We start from the raw sequence: 14,739 nt of genomic DNA on the forward strand, positions 1-14,739 counted from the left end.
CGCGATGATCATCTACCCCGCCATCGACCTCAAGGACGGTGCCTGCGTCCGCCTGCTGCGCGGCGAGATGAGCCAGGCCACGGTCTTTAACACCGATCCCGGCGAACAGGCCCGCCTGTTCCAGAGCCAGGGCTTCGAATGGCTGCATCTGGTCGACCTCAACGGCGCCTTCGAAGGCAAGCCGGTGAACGGTGCCGCGGTCGAAAGCATCCTGAAATCCGTCACCATTCCGGTCCAGCTCGGCGGCGGCATCCGCGACCTGACCACCATCGGGATGTGGCTGGAAAAGGGCATCAGCCGCGTCATCCTGGGCACGGTGGCCCTGCGTGACCCGGATCTGGTCAAGGCTGCCTGCCGTGAGTTTCCGGGCAGGATCGCGGTGGGTATCGACGCGCGCGAGGGCTATGTCGCCGTGGCGGGCTGGGCCGAGACCTCCGACATCAAGGCGCTGGATCTGGCGCTGAAGTTCGAGGATTGCGGCGTCGCCGCCATCATCTACACCGACATCAACCGCGACGGTGCCATGGGCGGCGTGAATGTCGAGTCCACCTCCGACCTCGCCTTCCACCTGACCACCCCGGTCATCGCGTCGGGCGGCGTCTCTTCAATCGACGACCTGAAGGCGTTGAAGCTGGAGGAGGACACCGGGATCGAGGGCGTGATCTGCGGCCGTGCGCTCTATGACGGCCGGATCGACCCCAAGGAGGCGCTGGCCCTGCTCTCCGCCACCGCCGTCGAGGACGCCGACTGATGCTGAAGATGCGTGTCATCCCCTGCCTGGACGTCAAGGACGGCCGGGTGGTGAAGGGGGTCAATTTCGTCGATCTGGTCGATGCCGGCGACCCGGTGGAACAGGCCCGCGTCTACGACCGTGAAGGCGCGGACGAGCTGACCTTCCTCGACATCACCGCCAGCCACGAGAACCGCGACACCATCTTCGACGTGGTGCGGCGGACGGCGGAGCAGGTCTTCATGCCGCTGACCGTCGGCGGCGGCGTGCGCACGGTGGACGACATCCGCAAGCTGCTGCTGGCCGGCGCCGACAAGGTGTCGATCAACACCGCGGCGATTCATCGTCCGGAGTTCGTCCGAGAGGGTGCCGAGAAATTCGGCGCCCAGTGCATCGTCGTCGCCATCGACGCCAAGAAGGTGGCTCCCGGCAAGTGGGAGGTCTTCACCCATGGCGGCCGCAACGCCACCGGCATCGACGCGGTGGAATGGGCCAAGCGGATGGAATCGCTGGGCGCGGGCGAAATCCTGCTGACCTCGATGGACCGCGACGGCACCAAGAGCGGCTTCGACCTGGAGCTGACGCGTACCGTGGCGGATTCGATCCGCATCCCGGTGATCGCGTCGGGCGGCGTCGGCACGCTCGACCATCTGGTGGAGGGCATCCGCGAGGGGCACGCCACCGCGGTGCTCGCCGCCTCGATCTTCCATTTCGGCACCTACACCATCGGTCAGGCCAAAGCCGCTCTCAGCGCTGCCGGCATTCCGGTGCGTCCGGCCCGGACGTTGGAGGCGGCAAATGGCTGACAAGAAGTCGGCTGAAAAGGCGGCGGAGAAGGCTGCCGAACGGGCGCCGGCTCTGGGCGCCGAGGTGCTCGACCGGCTGTTTGCCACCGTCCAGGCCCGCAAGGGCGCGGATCCGGAGACTTCCTACACCGCGAAGCTCTACAGCCGCGGCACCGCCAAGATCGCCCAGAAGGTGGGCGAGGAGGCGGTGGAGGCGATCCTGGAGGCGGTGCGCGGCGACAAGGCGGCGCTGGCCGCGGAATCCGCCGATCTGCTCTATCACCTGCTGGTGCTGTGGGCCGATCTCGGGCTGGATCCGGCGGATGTCTGGAGCAAGCTCGCCCAGCGCGAGGGCACCAGCGGCATCGACGAAAAGAAGTCCCGCAAGGTTTGAGCGGGATTCCCCAGCAAGAGGACGCATGCGATGGCCAAGAGCTATGACGACAGCAACGTGTTCGCCCGCATCCTGCGCGGCGAGATCCCGTGCAGGAAGGTGCACGAGACCGAGTACGCGCTTGCCTTCCACGACATCGACCCGCAGACGCCAACCCATGTGCTGGTGATCCCGAAGGGCGCCTACACCGATATGGACGATTTCACCGCCAAGGCGTCGGAGGCCGAGATCGCCGGCCTGTTCCGCGCGGTGGGCGAGGTCGCACGCATGGTCGGTGCCGACGGCCCCGGCTACCGCATCCTGTCCAACTGCGGTGAGGCCGCGCATCAGGAAGTGCCCCACCTGCATATCCACCTGTTCGCCGGGCGCGACCTGGGGCGGATGATCGGGAAGGCTTGAGGGCGCGTTTGGCGTTCAGCGTTTTGCCCCCTCTCCCACCGAAGGTGGGGGAGGGTCGGGGAGGGGGCATCCGGTAACCGACACCCCGACAACGCCATCACCTCCGCCGCACCCCAGCCCGCCGCCGCCCGGCCTTCTTCGGCGGCACCGTGTCCAGAATATCCAGGATCGCGTCGATCCGCTCCTCGTCCAGGTCGCCGATGCGTTCCGACAGAAGATTGGCAAGCTCCGTCGCCTTGGCGCTCAAGCCCGCGGTGTCGACCGTCACGCGGGGATGGGACAGAGCCGCCAGCCGTTCCAGTTCCTCAGCATCGTCCCAGATGATGCCGAAATAGGCGCAGATCTGCCGGACCAGCTGGGGGGAAGGCTGGCCGCGCTTGCCATGTTCCAGTGCCGAGAGATAGGCGGACGAGATGGACAGGTCCGTCGCCATCTGCTTCAGCGACACGCCCTTGGCGTCGCGCAGCGACCGGACCCGTTCGCCGAATGGAGTCATGGGAAGTCCCTGATTGTTTGGGACTCAGTCCTTACGGTTGCGCCGCCGTTTGATCAAGACATACAGCGCGCCGTCGCCACCATCCTTGGGCCGGGCCGGCTGGATCGCCAGAACCATCGGGCGCAAGGCCGGATCCGCCAGCCAGCGGGGCGTTGCCTGGCGCAGGACGCCCAGCCCGCCGAAGCTGCCCTTGCCGGTGATGACCAGGATGCAGCGCCGGCCCTCGTTCCAGGCGCGGTGGACGAAGGAGGCAAGGGCGGTGTGCGCCTGCGCCTGGGTCATGCCATGCAGGTCGATCCGGCCGTCGATCTCCAGCTCGCCGCGGCGGAAGCGGTCGCCGGTGCGGCGGTCGATGTTGGCCGTCGATCCGGGCGTCAGCGGCGGATGGGACGTCCGGGAGGGGCGGGCCGGGGAGGGGAACTGCTTTGCGGTCGGCGGTGGGGCGAGGCTGGTCGCCACCGGCTCCTCCACCAGTTCGGCCATGGTCGCCACCGGTTCCGGCTCCGCCTCGACCTGCCGGCCCGGCATCGGTTCGGCGTCGCGCATGGCGATCCGCCACAAGCGCCGCTCGTCGGGCGTGGGCAGTCGTCTGCGGGTCATCGGCGCGGAACCTTCTGCGGAAAAGAAAAAGGGGCTGCATCGAGGGATAAAGCCCGCCGACGCGCCCCTGTCAATGTGTGTCGCGGCAATGCCAAAGAAAAGGTGGCGGGAGAAAAGGACGGGTGCAGGCGGATTGCTTCAGCCGCCCGTCTTCAACGCGTCCAGACGCCCCTTCAACAGGGTGTATTCCGGGTCGGTCGGCTTGAACTGGGCGATCAGCCTGCCCCAATGGGCGGCGGCCTCATCCTTGCGGCCCGACATCATGGCGTCGAGGCCCAGAAGCCACAGCGCGTCCTTGTTCTCCGGTTCCGCCTTCAGCGCCAGCCGCAGGGCCGAGGTCGCCTCCTCCGGCAGGGGCTTTGGCGTCTCGTTGCGCGGCTGGGTCTGCAGGACGGCATTGGCGTATACCACCTGCACATCGGCGCGGTCGGGTGCCCGCTCGCGCGCCTTGCGGGCGGCTTCCAGCGCCTTGGCCGGCTCGCCCAGCACGCCGTAGGAACGAGCGAGCTTCAGCCAGCCTTCGATGTCCGACGGATCGGCTTCCAGCCGGGTGGCGAGGCTGGCGACCATGCCGCGGATCATCTCATCCTGGCTTTGGCCTTCGGACGCCGGCCCGTTCTGGCCCTGGGCCACTGGGCCGGCAGGCTTCTGTTCCGCCGGCAGCGGCTGCGGCGTCACCTTGGCAGGGTCGAGGTTCAGTGCAACCGCCGCCTCGCGGATCTGGTCGCGCAGGACCGGAACCCATGGCGCGTCGGCGGGCGATTCCGCCATCAGCGCGCTCCAGCGGTCGAGTGCGTCCTGGCGGTCCCCGGCCTGGTAGCGGGCGAGCGCCGCGAAGAAGCGGGCGCGCGGGTCCTTCGGCTCCTTCGCCAGCACGGCGTCGAAGGCCTTCACCGCCTCTTCCCCGACCATGCCGTCGTTGGCCGAAACCAGCGTCTCGCCGAACAGGCCCTGCAGCTCCACATCATCCTTGTTCAGGGCGACAGCGTGGCGTAGCGCCTCCGCCGCGTCGGCGTTGCGGCCCATCTTGGCATAGGCCTGACCCAGAATCAGCCAGCCCTGAAGGTCGTTCGGATTCTCCGCCAGCTGCGCCTTCAGCTTGTCCATCGCCGCCAGCACGGTCTCGGGCGGACCGCCGCGTTCCTGCTTGAGGTTGCGCGACGCCAGCGGCTGCGCCGGCAGATCCGGGCGGCCATAGAGGCCATAGACGCTGAGTGCGCCGAGCGGCAGCACCAGTGCCAGCAACACCGCCAGCACCCGCGCGCTGCGCGGCGCCGCCGGGGTCGCGGTGGCGACACCCTTCTCGGCGGTCGCCAGCATGCGCCGCGCGATCTCCGCCTTGGCGGCTTCGGCCTGGGCGTCGTTGATCAGGCCGCGCGCCCGGTCGCGCTCCAGCTCGTCGAGCTGGTCGCGGTAGACCTCGCGGTCGAAAGCCTCGCGCTCAGGAGCGGTGGCACCGGACCGCAGCAGCGGCGGCACGATGAACAGCAGCACGGCCGCGGTCAGGACGGCGGCGAGAATCCAGAACAGCATCAATCGTCTTTCCGCAGCAGGGCATCCAGCCGCCGCCGCTCATCCGCGCTCAGGGGAGCGGTGTCGGCGCCGGCGGCCACACCCCGCCGCCCGCGCAGGAACAGGAAGGTGCCGATCGCCCCCAGCAGCAGCACGGCGAAGGGACCGATCCACAGCACCAGCGTGGTCGCCTTGAAGGGCGGGCGCAGCAGCACATAGTCGCCGTAGCGGTCGGTGACATACTCCATAACCTTGGCGTCGCTGTCGCCGGCCTGCAGCCGGTCGCGCACCAGAACCCGCAGGTCGCGGGCCAGCGGCGCGTTGCTGTCGTCGATGGACTGGTTCTGACAGACGAGGCAGCGCAGCTCCTGGCTGATCGCGCGGGCGCGCGATTCCAGCGCGGGGTCCGGCAGAACCTCTTCGGGCTGGACTGCCAGGGCCGGGGTCAGCGCCGGCAGGGTGACCGACAGCGCCAGCACGGCGGCAAGAATGGCGCGTTTCATCAGCCCTGCCTCAGATGCTTGACCATGGGGAGAAGCTGCTCCTCCACCACCTTCGGGGTCAGCGGGCCGACATGTTTGAAGCGGATCCGGCCCTGGCGGTCGATCAGGTAGCTTTCCGGCACGCCATAGACGCCCCAGTCGATCGACACCCGGCCATCCTGGTCGGCGCCGATGGCGGCATAGGGATTGCCGTTGCGCGCCAGCCAGGTCAGCGCGTCCTCCGGCTTGTCCTTGTAGTTGATGCCGAAGACCGTCACCCCCTGCTCCCGCGACAGGCGGGTGATGACGGGATGCTCCGCCTTGCAGGGGATGCACCAGGAGGCGAAGACGTTCACCAGCGTCACATCGCCGGTCAGCTTGGCCGAAGACAGGCCGCCCGTCGCCGGCTGGCCCGGAATGGCCGGCAGGTCGAAGGTCGGCGCCGGCTTGTCGATCAGGGCCGACGGGATGTCGCGCGGGTCGCGCTGGAACCCCAGGTAGAAGGCGACACCCACCCCGATGAACAGCAGGAAGGGCAGCAGGTACAGAAGGCGGCGCATGGTGTCTTGGTCCTCATTCGGCCGGAAGCGGGGCCGACTTGCCGGCCGTACGGCGGCGTTCCGGTGCGCCGATGCGGAAGCGGCGGTCGGTCAGGCTGACCAGCCCGCCCAGCATCATGCCCACGCCGCCGATCCAGATCCACGGCACCAGCGGGTGGTGGTAGATGCGGACGATCCAGGCGGTGCCGTTCTGCGTCGGGTCGCCCAGCGCCACATACAGGTCGGAGAAGACCGTGGTGTGGATGGCCGATTCCGTGGTGGTCATCCGGGTGGTGCTGTAGCTGCGGCGTTCCGGCGTCAGGGTGGCGATGGGCCGTCCGTCCTCGGTGACGGTGAAGACGCCGCGCTCCGCCTTGAAGTTCGGGCCGTCGACCAGCCCGACGCTGTCGAAATGGAACTCGTAGCCGGCGACGCTGGCGCGGTCGCCCGGTTTCATCGCGGTGATCGATTCCGTCTGCCAGGCCGAGGTGCCGGTCATGCCGAGGATCGACAGGCCGACGCAGGCATGGGCGATGGTCATGCCCCAGGCGCTGCGCGGCAGATGCACCGCGCGGTTCCAGCTGTTGCGGAAGGAGGTGCGGAACAGGGCGATGCGGTCGGCGAACTCGACCAGCGAGCCGACGAAGGCCCAGGCGGCGAGCGCGATGCCGACCAGCGCCAGCAGCGGCCCGCCGCCCGCCTTGACATAGGCGGTGACGGCGACGGCGATCACCACGGCGACGCCGGCAATCCACAGCCGGCTCAGTGCCGCTCCCAGATCCGCCCGTTTCCAGGACAGGAAGGGGCCGACCACCATGGCGACGATCATCGGAATGGCGACCGGAATGAAGGTGGCGTTGAAGAAGGGGGGGCCGACCGACACCTTGCCCAGGTTCAGGATGTCGAGGAACAGCGGATAGAGCGTGCCGATGAACACCGTCGCCGTCGCAGTGGACAGCAGCAGGTTGTTCATCACCAGCGCGCCCTCGCGGCTGATCGGCGCGAACAGCCCGCCGGCCTTCAGCGACGGCGCGCGCAGGCTGTAGAGCAGCAGCGAACCGCCGGTGGCGATGGCCAGCAGGACCAGGATGAAGACGCCGCGCTTGGGATCGACGGCGAAGGCATGGACCGAGGTCAGGATGCCCGAGCGCACCAGGAAGGTGCCCATCAGCGACAGCGAGAAGGTGACGATGGACAGCAGGATGGTCCAGCTCTTCAGTGCGTCGCGCTTCTCCACCACGATGGCGGAGTGCAGCAGCGCGGTGCCGGCGAGCCAGGGCATGAAGGACGCGTTCTCCACCGGGTCCCAGTACCACCAGCCGCCCCAGCCCAGCTCGTAATAGGCCCACCAGGAGCCCATGGCGATGCCCATGGTCAGGGTCGACCACGCCGCCAGCGTCCAGGGCCGCACCCAGCGCGCCCAGGCGGGATCGACCCGCCCCTCGATCAGCGCGGCCACGGCGAAGGAGAAGGCCATGGAGAAGCCGACATAGCCGGCATAGAGGAAGGGCGGGTGGAAGGCGAGGCCGGGGTCCTGCAGCAGCGGGTTCAGGTCGTTGCCGTCGATCGGCGCCGGGACCACGCGGATGAAGGGGTTGGAGGTGATCAGGATGAACAGCAGGAAACCGACCCCGATCAGCCCCTGGACCGCCAGCACCCGCGCCTTCAAGGTCGGCGGCAGGTTGCGCCCGAACATGGCCACGGCGGCGCCGAAGACCGTCAGCATGACGATCCACAGCATCATCGAGCCCTCGTGGTTGCCCCAGACGCCCGACACCTTGTAGAGCATCGGTTTGGCCGAGTGGCTGTTCTGCACCACGTTCAGCACGCTGAAGTCGGACACCACATGCGCCCAGGTCAGGGCGGCATAGGCGACCAGCACCAGCAGCATCTGGGCGATGGCCGCGGGCACAGCGACATTCATCCAGGCGCCGTTGCGGGTGGCGGCGCCGACCAGCGGCGGCACCGACTGCACCAGCGCGACGAACAGCGCCAGTACCAGCGCGTAATGGCCGAGTTCGGGGATCACGGTCCCGCTACTCCTTCTTCGCGGTCTTCGTCGCGGATTCCGCCGGGTTCTTGTAGACGCCGGCCTGCTTCAGCGCTTCCGACACCTCGGGCGGCATGTAGTTCTCGTCATGCTTGGCCAGCACCTCGCGCGCGACGAAGACGCCGCCGGTCAGTTTGCCCTCCGCCACCACGCCCTGGCCCTCGCGGAACAGGTCGGGCAGCTGGCCGCGATAGCGGACGTCGATGGTGTGGGCGGTGTCGGTGACGCGGAAGGAGGTGGTGAGGCCGTCCGGCGTCTTCTTCACGCTGCCTTCCTCGACCAGCCCGCCCAGGCGGAAATTGCGGTCGCCGACCTGCTGTGTCTGCAGCTGGGTCGGGCTGTAGAAGAAGACGATGTTGTCCTGGAAGGCGGTCAGCGCCAGGGCGGTCGCCGAGCCCAGCCCCAGGAGGGCGAGGCCCAGCATGTAGAGGCGGCGTTTCTTGCGGGTCATCCTTCGCTCGCTTCCGCCGGCGTTCCGGCGTTCTGATCGGCCGCTTTCCGGCCGGCGTTGCGGGTGCGGCGGCGGGCCGGGCGGGCGCTTTCCAGCGCCTTCAACGTCGCCTCGGCGTTGCGCAGCCCCTTCCAGGTGGCGACCAGCAGGCCAAGCAGGACAAGGGTGGCGATGCCGTAGGCCGGCCAGACGTAGGCGGCGTACCCGCCCATGTTGAGGAAGTCGTTCATCGCCGTTACCCCTGGATTCCGTCGGTGACAGCACCGTCACCGGCCACCGACAGCCTCAATGTCTGTATTTTGCGCTGGGCGATCTCCGTGCGCACGCGCAGCAGGACGACCGACAGGAAATAGGCGGTGAAGGCTCCGGCCATGACCAGAAGCGGCGTCAGCATGCTCGGGTCGATGCTGGGGCCACCCATGCGCACGACGCTGGCGGGCTGGTGCAGCGTGTTCCACCAATCGACCGAGAACTTGATGATCGGCACATTGACGATGCCGACCAGCAGCAGGACGTTGCCGGCCTTCATGCCGCGCTGCGGATCGTCGAAGGCGTTCACCAGCGCCATGTAGCCGAGATAGAGAAAGAACAGGATCAGCACGCTGGTCAGACGGGCGTCCCACACCCACCAGGTGCCCCACATGGGTGCGCCCCACAGCGACCCGGTCACCAGACACACGAAGGTGAAGCCGGCGCCGATGGGGGCGGCGGCCTTGGCGAACAGGTCGGCCAACGGGTGCTTCCACACCAGGCCGCAAGCCGCGGCGATGGCCATGTTGGTGTAGACGAACAGGCTCATCCAGGCGGCGGGGACATGGATGTACATGATCCGCACCGTCTCGCCCTGCTGATAGTCGGGCGGCGAGCCGAACAGGCTGAGCCACAGCCCGAGGATCGTCAGGATCACGGTCGCCCCGGCGCACCACGGCAGCAGCACGGCCGACAGGCGCAGGAAGCGGGCGGGATTGGCGAAGCGATGCATGGAACGATGGCCCCGGTACGGATGACCTTGGTCAGGCTTGCGGACGATATAAGCGCATGTATGGCGGACTGCGAGGGGTTTCGCCTTGATCTCGGTCAGGCCGATCCGCCATTCGTTCGTACTCTGACACCAAGGTATGAGAGGTCCCAAGCCCCTTGGGGCACTCGGTTCATAACCCAATAAAGACGCCGGGGAAGGGCTTTTCATCCCGTCCCGCCGGCGGATCTTTTTTCGGTCAGGCGGCCAGTTCCTCCCGCAAGCCCTCCGGCATGGCCGCCCGCATCGCCCCGGCGATCAGGTCGAAGTCGCGGGGGCTGACCGGCAGCAGTCCGAAGCGGAAGGGATAGCCCCAGTTCCGCACCCCGGCGGTCAGCTCCAGCCGGTCCAGCAGCGGCTGGATCGGTGCCTCCTCCGCCGGCCACCAGGAGACATCGCGCCGGATGGGGACGAAGCCGCCGCCCATGTCGAACGCGTAGGGCTCACCCGACAGCACCGTGCCGATGGCGGTGAAGGACTTCAGCCCGTCCGCCGCGCCGAACCGGTCGGTGGGAGAATAATAGACGACATGGTCGCCCGGCCGGATGCGCCGCAGCGGCGCTGCCTTGCCGTGGCAGACCTGCATGAAGCCACCGGCGCGGCCGCGCCGCACATGCTCGGCGCTGGCGACCGCGATCCAGGCGCCGGAACGCGCGCCGCCGCTCACGACCGCACCCGTACCGGCAGGGCTTCTTCCCGATGGGGGGCGAACACGCGCAGGCGATGGCCGTCCGGGTCCTGTGCAACGAAAGTATGGCCGAAATCCATTGCCGTCGGCGGTTGCAGGATGGTCAGGCCGCGGTCGCTCCAGTCGGCGTGCAGGTCGCGCACGGCGGCCTCGTCGGCGACGGTGAAGGCGATCTCGCCGCCGCCGGGCGGGGTCGAGGCCGGTTCCACCGTGTGGCGCGACCACAGTCCCAGCATCAGCCCGTTCCCCGCCTTGAACATGGCGAAGGTGGGGGAGGCTTCCACCGGCGGCCGGCCAAGCAGGTCGGTATAGAAGGCGGCGCTGGCAACGGGGCTGTCGACGTGGAGCAGGACGAAATCGAGGGTCAGCTTGGCGGCATCGGGTTTGGCGGCAGCGGTTGTGCTGGCGGTCTGGCTCGCGGTCATGGTGGGTTCCAGTCTTGAATGGAGGATTGGGGAAGGGCGCTTCCGTTCGCCGCCCTTACCGGCACAGCCAAGACTAGGCCGACATGCTGACAGTTTACGTCAGCATTGTTTTACCGCTGCGGAATGCCCTCCGCCGCGCGCCACTCCTTCAGCATCGCCTGCCGGCGGCGGGGATAACGGATGCCGCTGACGGTCAATGCCAGGATGCGGTCGGTGCGGAAGTGACGGAAGGATTGACGCAGTTCGCACCACGCCACCATCACCCGCACCCGGTCGAAGAAGCCGAGCGCGAAGGGCCAGACCATGCGCCGGCTTTCCGTACCGTCGCGGTCGCGATAGGCGATCTCCAGCTTGCGTTCGCCGCGGATGGCGGTGCGGATGGTCGCCAGCTCGGCATCCCCGGCGGAAACGCCGTTACCGCCTCCGGCGATGGGTTCGCCCGGACCCACCAGCAGGGCGGAACCGTCCAGCCCCTCCCGCCTGTCCGGCGGCAGCACCGCTGCGATCTTGGCGAGCGCATTGCGTGCCGCCCCGCCCAGCCGGCTGTCGCCGCGGTCCACCACCCAGCGCGACCCCAGCACCAGCGCCTCCAGCTCCTCCTCGGTGAACATCAGCGGCGGCAGCAGGAACCCCGCCCGCAGCAGATAGCCCACCCCCGGCTCCCCCTCGATCATCGCGCCCTGCGCCTGCAGCGTGGCGATGTCGCGATAGAGCGTACGCAGGCTGACCCCCAGCTCATCGGCGAGCGAGCGGCCGCTGACCGGCTGCCGATGCCGCCGCAGAACCTGCATCAGATCGAGGAGACGTTCGGCGCGCGACATGAAACCGGAAGGCGAGGGATGGGAGCAGTGATGGAAGGCAGTGCTGGTTCAGCCTGTTCACCCACTTCAGGCAAGCATACTGTCGCGCTGGTTGAGGCTCAATCCAGAGGGACTCATGAAAACCATTCTCATCACCGGCGGCGGGCGCGGGATCGGGAAGGCCACCGCTCTGTTGGCCGGCAGTCGCGGCTGGTCGGTCGGCATCAATTATGTCGGCAACGAAGCCGCCGCCCGTGAGACGGCCGACGTGGTGCGGGCGGCGGGCGGGCGGGCAGTGACGCTCCGGGGCGACGTGGCGGTCGAGGCGGATGTCGTCGCCATGTTCGAGGCGGCGGAGCAGCAGCTCGGGCCGCTCGACGGCGTGGTGGTGAACGCCGGCATCGTCGCACCATCCTGCCCCTTGACCGAAATGAGCGCCGAGCGGATGCGCCGGGTGTTCGAGGTGAACGTCTTCGGGGCCTATCTGTGTGCGCGGGAGAGTGCGCGCCGTCTGGCACCGCGGGGGGCCGGGTCGATCGTTCTGATGTCCTCCGCGGCGGCCCGGCTCGGTTCGCCCTTCGAGTATGTGGACTATGCCGGATCGAAGGCGGCGTTGGACACGTTGACGGTCGGGCTGTCGAAAGAGTTGGGACCGCAGGGTGTCCGCGTCAACGCGATCCGCCCCGGTTTGATCGATACGGAGATTCACGCCAGCGGAGGCCAGCCCGGCCGCGCACAGCGCCTGGGCGTCAACGCTCCGCTCGGGCGGGCCGGGCGGGCGGAGGAGGTGGCCGAGGCCGCCGTCTGGCTGCTGAGCGATGCCGCGTCCTACACGACCGGCGCGATCCTTGACGTATCCGGCGGGCGCTGACGGCACCGCAGAAAGAAAAAAGCCCCGGCTCCTGCGAGCCGGGGCTTTTTCGTTATCCAAACCGGAAGAGACGGATCACTCCGCCTTCTTGGTCAGGTCCTCGCCGGTGGCCTGGTCGACCTGCTTCATCGACAGCTTGACCTTGCCGCGGTCGTCGAAGCCGATGACCTTCACCTTCACCGAATCACCCTGCGACACGACGTCCGACACCTTGCCGACGCGCTGCTGCGCCAGCTCGGAGATGTGGACGAGGCCGTCGCGCGAGCCCAGGAAGTTCACGAAGGCGCCGAAATCGACGACCTTCACCACCTTGCCGGTGTAGACGACGTTCATTTCCGGCTCGGCGACGATGCCCTTGATCCACTCGATGGCGGCGTCCGACTTCTTCTGGTCGACGGCCGAGACCTTGACGGTGCCGTCGTCGTCGATGTCGATCTTGGCGCCGGTCTGCTCGACGATCTCGCGGATCACCTTGCCGCCGGAGCCGATCACGTCGCGGATCTTCTCCTTCGGGATGTTGATCACGGTGATGCGCGGGGCGTTCTCGTTGACGCCTTCGCGGGCGCCGGTCAGCGCCTTCGACATCTCGCCCAGGATGTGCAGGCGGCCGTCCTTGGCCTGGCCCAGCGCGATCTTCATGATCTCCTCGGTGATCGAGGTGATCTTGATGTCCATCTGCAGCGCGGTGACGCCGACTTCCGTCCCGGCGACCTTGAAGTCCATGTCGCCCAGGTGGTCTTCGTCACCCAGGATGTCCGACAGGACGGCGAAGCCGTGGTCTTCCTTGATCAGGCCCATGGCGATGCCGGCGACCGGACGGGCCAGCGGCGCACCGGCGTCCATCAGCGACAGCGAGGTGCCGCAGACGGTGGCCATCGAGGAGGAACCGTTGGACTCCGTGACTTCCGACACGACGCGCAGCGTGTAGGGGAAGTCTTCCTTCTTCGGCAGCAGCGGGTGGATGGCGCGCCACGCCAGCTTGCCGTGGCCGATCTCGCGGCGGCCCGGCGAACCCATGCGGCCGGCTTCACCCACCGAGTACGGGGGGAAGTTGTAGTGCAGCATGAAGTGCTCGCGGTACTCGCCTTCGAGCGCGTCGATGATCTGCTCGTCCTGGCTGGTGCCCAGCGTGGTGACGACCAGCGCCTGGGTCTCGCCGCGGGTGAACAGGGCCGAACCGTGGGCGCGCGGCAGCACGCCGACTTCCGACACGATCGGGCGCACGGTCTTGGTGTCGCGGCCGTCGATGCGGCGGCCGGTCTTCAGAACGGCGCCGCGCAGGATGTCGGCTTCCAGTTCCTTGAACTCGAAACCGATCGACTGGGCGTCGAATTCCTCGGCCAGCGTCTCGAGCGCCTTCGCCTTGGCGGCGCCGACCTTCTCGTAGCGGCTCTGCTTGACCGTCTCGGTGTAGGCGGCTTCGACATCCGACCCGACGGTCTCGCGCAGGCGGGCCTTCAGGGCCTTGCGGTCATAGGCCGGCTCCGGCAGATCCCACGGCTCCTTGGCGGCTTCCTCGGCCAGATCGATGATCATGTTGATCACCGGCTGGAAGTTGGTGTGGCCGAACATGACGGCGCCCAGCATGACCTCTTCGGTCAGCTCCTTGGCTTCCGATTCGACCATCAGCACGCCTTCGACGGTGCCGGCGACGACCAGATCCAGGTCGCTGTCCTCGACCTCGTCCATGGTCGGGTTCAGAACATACTGGCCGTTCTTGTAGCCGACGCGGGCGGCGCCGATCGGACCCAGGAACGGGATGCCGGAAATCGTCAGGGCGGCGGACGCGCCGACCATCGCCACGATGTCCGGATCGTTCTCCAGATCATGGCTCAGCACGGTGCAGACGACCTGCGTCTCGTTGCGGAAGCCATCGGCGAACAGCGGACGGATCGGACGGTCGATCAGGCGGCTGACCAGCGTTTCCTTCTCGGTCGGACGGCCTTCGCGCTTGAAGAAGCCGCCGGGAATCTTGCCGGCCGCGAACGCCTTTTCCTGGTAATTGACGGTCAGCGGGAAGAAATCGACGCCCGGCTTCGGCGCCTTGGCGGCGACGGCGGTGCACAGGACGGTGGTGTCACCATAGGTGACCAGAACCGCGCCGTTGGCCTGACGGGCGATCTTGCCCGTTTCCAGGACCAGCTTGCGCCCGCCCCACTCGATTTCCTTGCGATGAACAGTAAACATGGATTTTTTCCTTCCATCCGACACCCTGCAACGGCCGGATTGCCGCCCAAGGCCGGGGCCATCGGTCGTAGGACCCCGCGAGAAAACTGGAGATGTGGTGTTCGACAACAGGAATGAACGAATCAAGATAGAGGCGCCGCGGATGCAAAAAAGGCCGGTCCCCGAATGATCGGGCCGGCCTGTCCGTTACGAAACGCTCAAGATCGAGTTTCTATTGCCAATAACCAATGAGGTGTTCCGGAACGATACAGGTGGATGAAAACTTCATGCTGCGCTGGACTGGAAGGAAACCCCCGGCCGCTGGACCGGGGG

General features: G+C 67.6%; 18 protein-coding genes. 5 read left to right on the forward strand and 13 right to left on the reverse strand.

Annotation, left to right across the window (positions count from 1 at the left end; translation table 11 throughout):
- Nucleotides 1–4 precede the first annotated feature (4 nt).
- The 4 genes from hisA to A6A40_RS12330 are packed head-to-tail and all read left to right on the forward strand — an operon-like array spanning nucleotide 5 to nucleotide 2,308.
- Nucleotides 5–751 (forward strand): 1-(5-phosphoribosyl)-5-[(5-phosphoribosylamino)methylideneamino]imidazole-4-carboxamide isomerase, encoded by a 747-nt coding sequence (gene hisA / locus A6A40_RS12315; RefSeq protein WP_063635645.1) that lies wholly within the window; start codon nucleotides 5–7, stop codon nucleotides 749–751.
- On the forward strand, nucleotides 751–1,536 hold the full coding sequence (gene hisF, locus A6A40_RS12320; protein WP_063635646.1) for an imidazole glycerol phosphate synthase subunit HisF: 786 nt from the start codon (nucleotides 751–753) through the stop codon (nucleotides 1,534–1,536). The genes hisA and hisF overlap by 1 nt, the downstream gene beginning before the upstream one ends.
- Nucleotides 1,529–1,909: a phosphoribosyl-ATP diphosphatase gene (locus A6A40_RS12325; RefSeq protein WP_063635647.1), complete on the forward strand. Its 381-nt coding sequence runs from the start codon at nucleotides 1,529–1,531 to the stop codon at nucleotides 1,907–1,909. Before hisF ends, A6A40_RS12325 begins: the two co-directional genes overlap by 8 nt.
- A gap of 30 nt (nucleotides 1,910–1,939) precedes the next feature.
- Nucleotides 1,940–2,308 carry a histidine triad nucleotide-binding protein gene (locus tag A6A40_RS12330; protein WP_063635648.1) on the forward strand — a complete coding sequence of 123 codons (369 nt, stop codon included), beginning with the start codon at nucleotides 1,940–1,942 and terminating at the stop codon, nucleotides 2,306–2,308.
- A 97-nt stretch (nucleotides 2,309–2,405) separates the two neighbouring features.
- Here the strand turns inward: A6A40_RS12330 and A6A40_RS12335 are convergent, their stop codons facing one another.
- The 12 genes from A6A40_RS12335 to A6A40_RS12390 form a co-directional block, all read right to left on the reverse strand.
- Nucleotides 2,406–2,804 (reverse strand): helix-turn-helix domain-containing protein, encoded by a 399-nt coding sequence (locus A6A40_RS12335; RefSeq protein ID WP_063635649.1) that lies wholly within the window; start codon nucleotides 2,802–2,804, stop codon nucleotides 2,406–2,408.
- A 24-nt stretch (nucleotides 2,805–2,828) separates the two neighbouring features.
- Nucleotides 2,829–3,404, reverse strand: a complete 576-nt coding sequence (locus A6A40_RS12340) for a Smr/MutS family protein (protein ID WP_063635650.1) — start codon at nucleotides 3,402–3,404, stop codon at nucleotides 2,829–2,831.
- A gap of 138 nt (nucleotides 3,405–3,542) precedes the next feature.
- Nucleotides 3,543–4,937, reverse strand: coding sequence for a c-type cytochrome biogenesis protein CcmI (gene ccmI, locus A6A40_RS12345; RefSeq protein WP_063635651.1), 1,395 nt, complete (start codon nucleotides 4,935–4,937; stop codon nucleotides 3,543–3,545).
- The gene (locus A6A40_RS12350) at nucleotides 4,937–5,419 is read right to left on the reverse strand and encodes a cytochrome c-type biogenesis protein (protein ID WP_063635652.1); all 483 of its coding nucleotides are present in this window, start codon (nucleotides 5,417–5,419) and stop codon (nucleotides 4,937–4,939) included. Before A6A40_RS12350 ends, ccmI begins: the two co-directional genes overlap by 1 nt.
- A complete protein-coding gene (locus tag A6A40_RS12355; protein ID WP_063635653.1) occupies nucleotides 5,419–5,958 on the reverse strand; it encodes a DsbE family thiol:disulfide interchange protein in 540 nt (179 codons plus the stop codon). The genes A6A40_RS12350 and A6A40_RS12355 overlap by 1 nt, the downstream gene beginning before the upstream one ends.
- Before the next feature lie 13 nt (nucleotides 5,959–5,971).
- On the reverse strand, nucleotides 5,972–7,966 hold the full coding sequence (locus A6A40_RS12360) for a heme lyase CcmF/NrfE family subunit (protein ID WP_063635654.1): 1,995 nt from the start codon (nucleotides 7,964–7,966) through the stop codon (nucleotides 5,972–5,974).
- Nucleotides 7,967–7,973: 7 nt separating this feature from the next.
- Nucleotides 7,974–8,438, reverse strand: coding sequence for a cytochrome c maturation protein CcmE (ccmE, locus tag A6A40_RS12365; RefSeq protein WP_063635655.1), 465 nt, complete (start codon nucleotides 8,436–8,438; stop codon nucleotides 7,974–7,976).
- The gene (gene ccmD, locus A6A40_RS12370; RefSeq protein ID WP_063635656.1) at nucleotides 8,435–8,668 is read right to left on the reverse strand and encodes a heme exporter protein CcmD; all 234 of its coding nucleotides are present in this window, start codon (nucleotides 8,666–8,668) and stop codon (nucleotides 8,435–8,437) included. Before ccmD ends, ccmE begins: the two co-directional genes overlap by 4 nt.
- Nucleotides 8,669–8,673: 5 nt before the next feature.
- A complete protein-coding gene (locus A6A40_RS12375) occupies nucleotides 8,674–9,420 on the reverse strand; it encodes a heme ABC transporter permease (RefSeq protein ID WP_063635657.1) in 747 nt (248 codons plus the stop codon).
- A gap of 235 nt (nucleotides 9,421–9,655) precedes the next feature.
- A complete protein-coding gene (locus A6A40_RS12380; protein WP_063635658.1) occupies nucleotides 9,656–10,123 on the reverse strand; it encodes an EVE domain-containing protein in 468 nt (155 codons plus the stop codon).
- The gene (locus A6A40_RS12385; protein WP_082860804.1) at nucleotides 10,120–10,569 is read right to left on the reverse strand and encodes a VOC family protein; all 450 of its coding nucleotides are present in this window, start codon (nucleotides 10,567–10,569) and stop codon (nucleotides 10,120–10,122) included. The genes A6A40_RS12380 and A6A40_RS12385 overlap by 4 nt, the downstream gene beginning before the upstream one ends.
- A 110-nt stretch (nucleotides 10,570–10,679) precedes the next feature.
- A complete protein-coding gene (locus A6A40_RS12390) occupies nucleotides 10,680–11,390 on the reverse strand; it encodes a helix-turn-helix transcriptional regulator (protein WP_063635659.1) in 711 nt (236 codons plus the stop codon).
- Between the two features lie 115 nt (nucleotides 11,391–11,505).
- Between A6A40_RS12390 and A6A40_RS12395 the strand changes: the two genes are divergently transcribed.
- On the forward strand, nucleotides 11,506–12,240 hold the full coding sequence (locus A6A40_RS12395) for an SDR family oxidoreductase (protein WP_063635660.1): 735 nt from the start codon (nucleotides 11,506–11,508) through the stop codon (nucleotides 12,238–12,240).
- A gap of 75 nt (nucleotides 12,241–12,315) precedes the next feature.
- Here A6A40_RS12395 and pnp read toward each other — a convergent pair whose 3' ends face one another.
- Nucleotides 12,316–14,427: a polyribonucleotide nucleotidyltransferase gene (gene pnp, locus A6A40_RS12400; protein WP_063635661.1), complete on the reverse strand. Its 2,112-nt coding sequence runs from the start codon at nucleotides 14,425–14,427 to the stop codon at nucleotides 12,316–12,318.
- Nucleotides 14,428–14,739 lie beyond the last annotated feature (312 nt).

The sequence above is a fragment of the Azospirillum humicireducens genome, assembly GCF_001639105.2.
Lineage (GTDB): Bacteria > Pseudomonadota > Alphaproteobacteria > Azospirillales > Azospirillaceae > Azospirillum > Azospirillum humicireducens.

What these genes read in the sequence shown, in the direction of transcription:
- A6A40_RS12330 (WP_063635648.1), top strand. Translation starts at nt 1,940, where the DNA reads ATGGCCAAGAGCTATGACGACAGCAACGTGTTCGCCCGCATCCTGCGC.
- A6A40_RS12335 (WP_063635649.1), bottom strand. Translation starts at nt 2,804, where the DNA reads ATGACTCCATTCGGCGAACGGGTCCGGTCGCTGCGCGACGCCAAGGGC.
- ccmE (WP_063635655.1), bottom strand. Translation starts at nt 8,438, where the DNA reads ATGACCCGCAAGAAACGCCGCCTCTACATGCTGGGCCTCGCCCTCCTG.
- hisA (WP_063635645.1), top strand. Translation starts at nt 5, where the DNA reads ATGATCATCTACCCCGCCATCGACCTCAAGGACGGTGCCTGCGTCCGC.
- pnp (WP_063635661.1), bottom strand. Translation starts at nt 14,427, where the DNA reads ATGTTTACTGTTCATCGCAAGGAAATCGAGTGGGGCGGGCGCAAGCTG.
- A6A40_RS12340 (WP_063635650.1), bottom strand. Translation starts at nt 3,404, where the DNA reads ATGACCCGCAGACGACTGCCCACGCCCGACGAGCGGCGCTTGTGGCGG.
- A6A40_RS12375 (WP_063635657.1), bottom strand. Translation starts at nt 9,420, where the DNA reads ATGCATCGCTTCGCCAATCCCGCCCGCTTCCTGCGCCTGTCGGCCGTG.
- A6A40_RS12390 (WP_063635659.1), bottom strand. Translation starts at nt 11,390, where the DNA reads ATGTCGCGCGCCGAACGTCTCCTCGATCTGATGCAGGTTCTGCGGCGG.
- A6A40_RS12325 (WP_063635647.1), top strand. Translation starts at nt 1,529, where the DNA reads ATGGCTGACAAGAAGTCGGCTGAAAAGGCGGCGGAGAAGGCTGCCGAA.
- A6A40_RS12395 (WP_063635660.1), top strand. Translation starts at nt 11,506, where the DNA reads ATGAAAACCATTCTCATCACCGGCGGCGGGCGCGGGATCGGGAAGGCC.
- A6A40_RS12350 (WP_063635652.1), bottom strand. Translation starts at nt 5,419, where the DNA reads ATGAAACGCGCCATTCTTGCCGCCGTGCTGGCGCTGTCGGTCACCCTG.
- hisF (WP_063635646.1), top strand. Translation starts at nt 751, where the DNA reads ATGCTGAAGATGCGTGTCATCCCCTGCCTGGACGTCAAGGACGGCCGG.
- A6A40_RS12355 (WP_063635653.1), bottom strand. Translation starts at nt 5,958, where the DNA reads ATGCGCCGCCTTCTGTACCTGCTGCCCTTCCTGCTGTTCATCGGGGTG.
- A6A40_RS12385 (WP_082860804.1), bottom strand. Translation starts at nt 10,569, where the DNA reads ATGACCGCGAGCCAGACCGCCAGCACAACCGCTGCCGCCAAACCCGAT.
- ccmD (WP_063635656.1), bottom strand. Translation starts at nt 8,668, where the DNA reads ATGAACGACTTCCTCAACATGGGCGGGTACGCCGCCTACGTCTGGCCG.
- ccmI (WP_063635651.1), bottom strand. Translation starts at nt 4,937, where the DNA reads ATGCTGTTCTGGATTCTCGCCGCCGTCCTGACCGCGGCCGTGCTGCTG.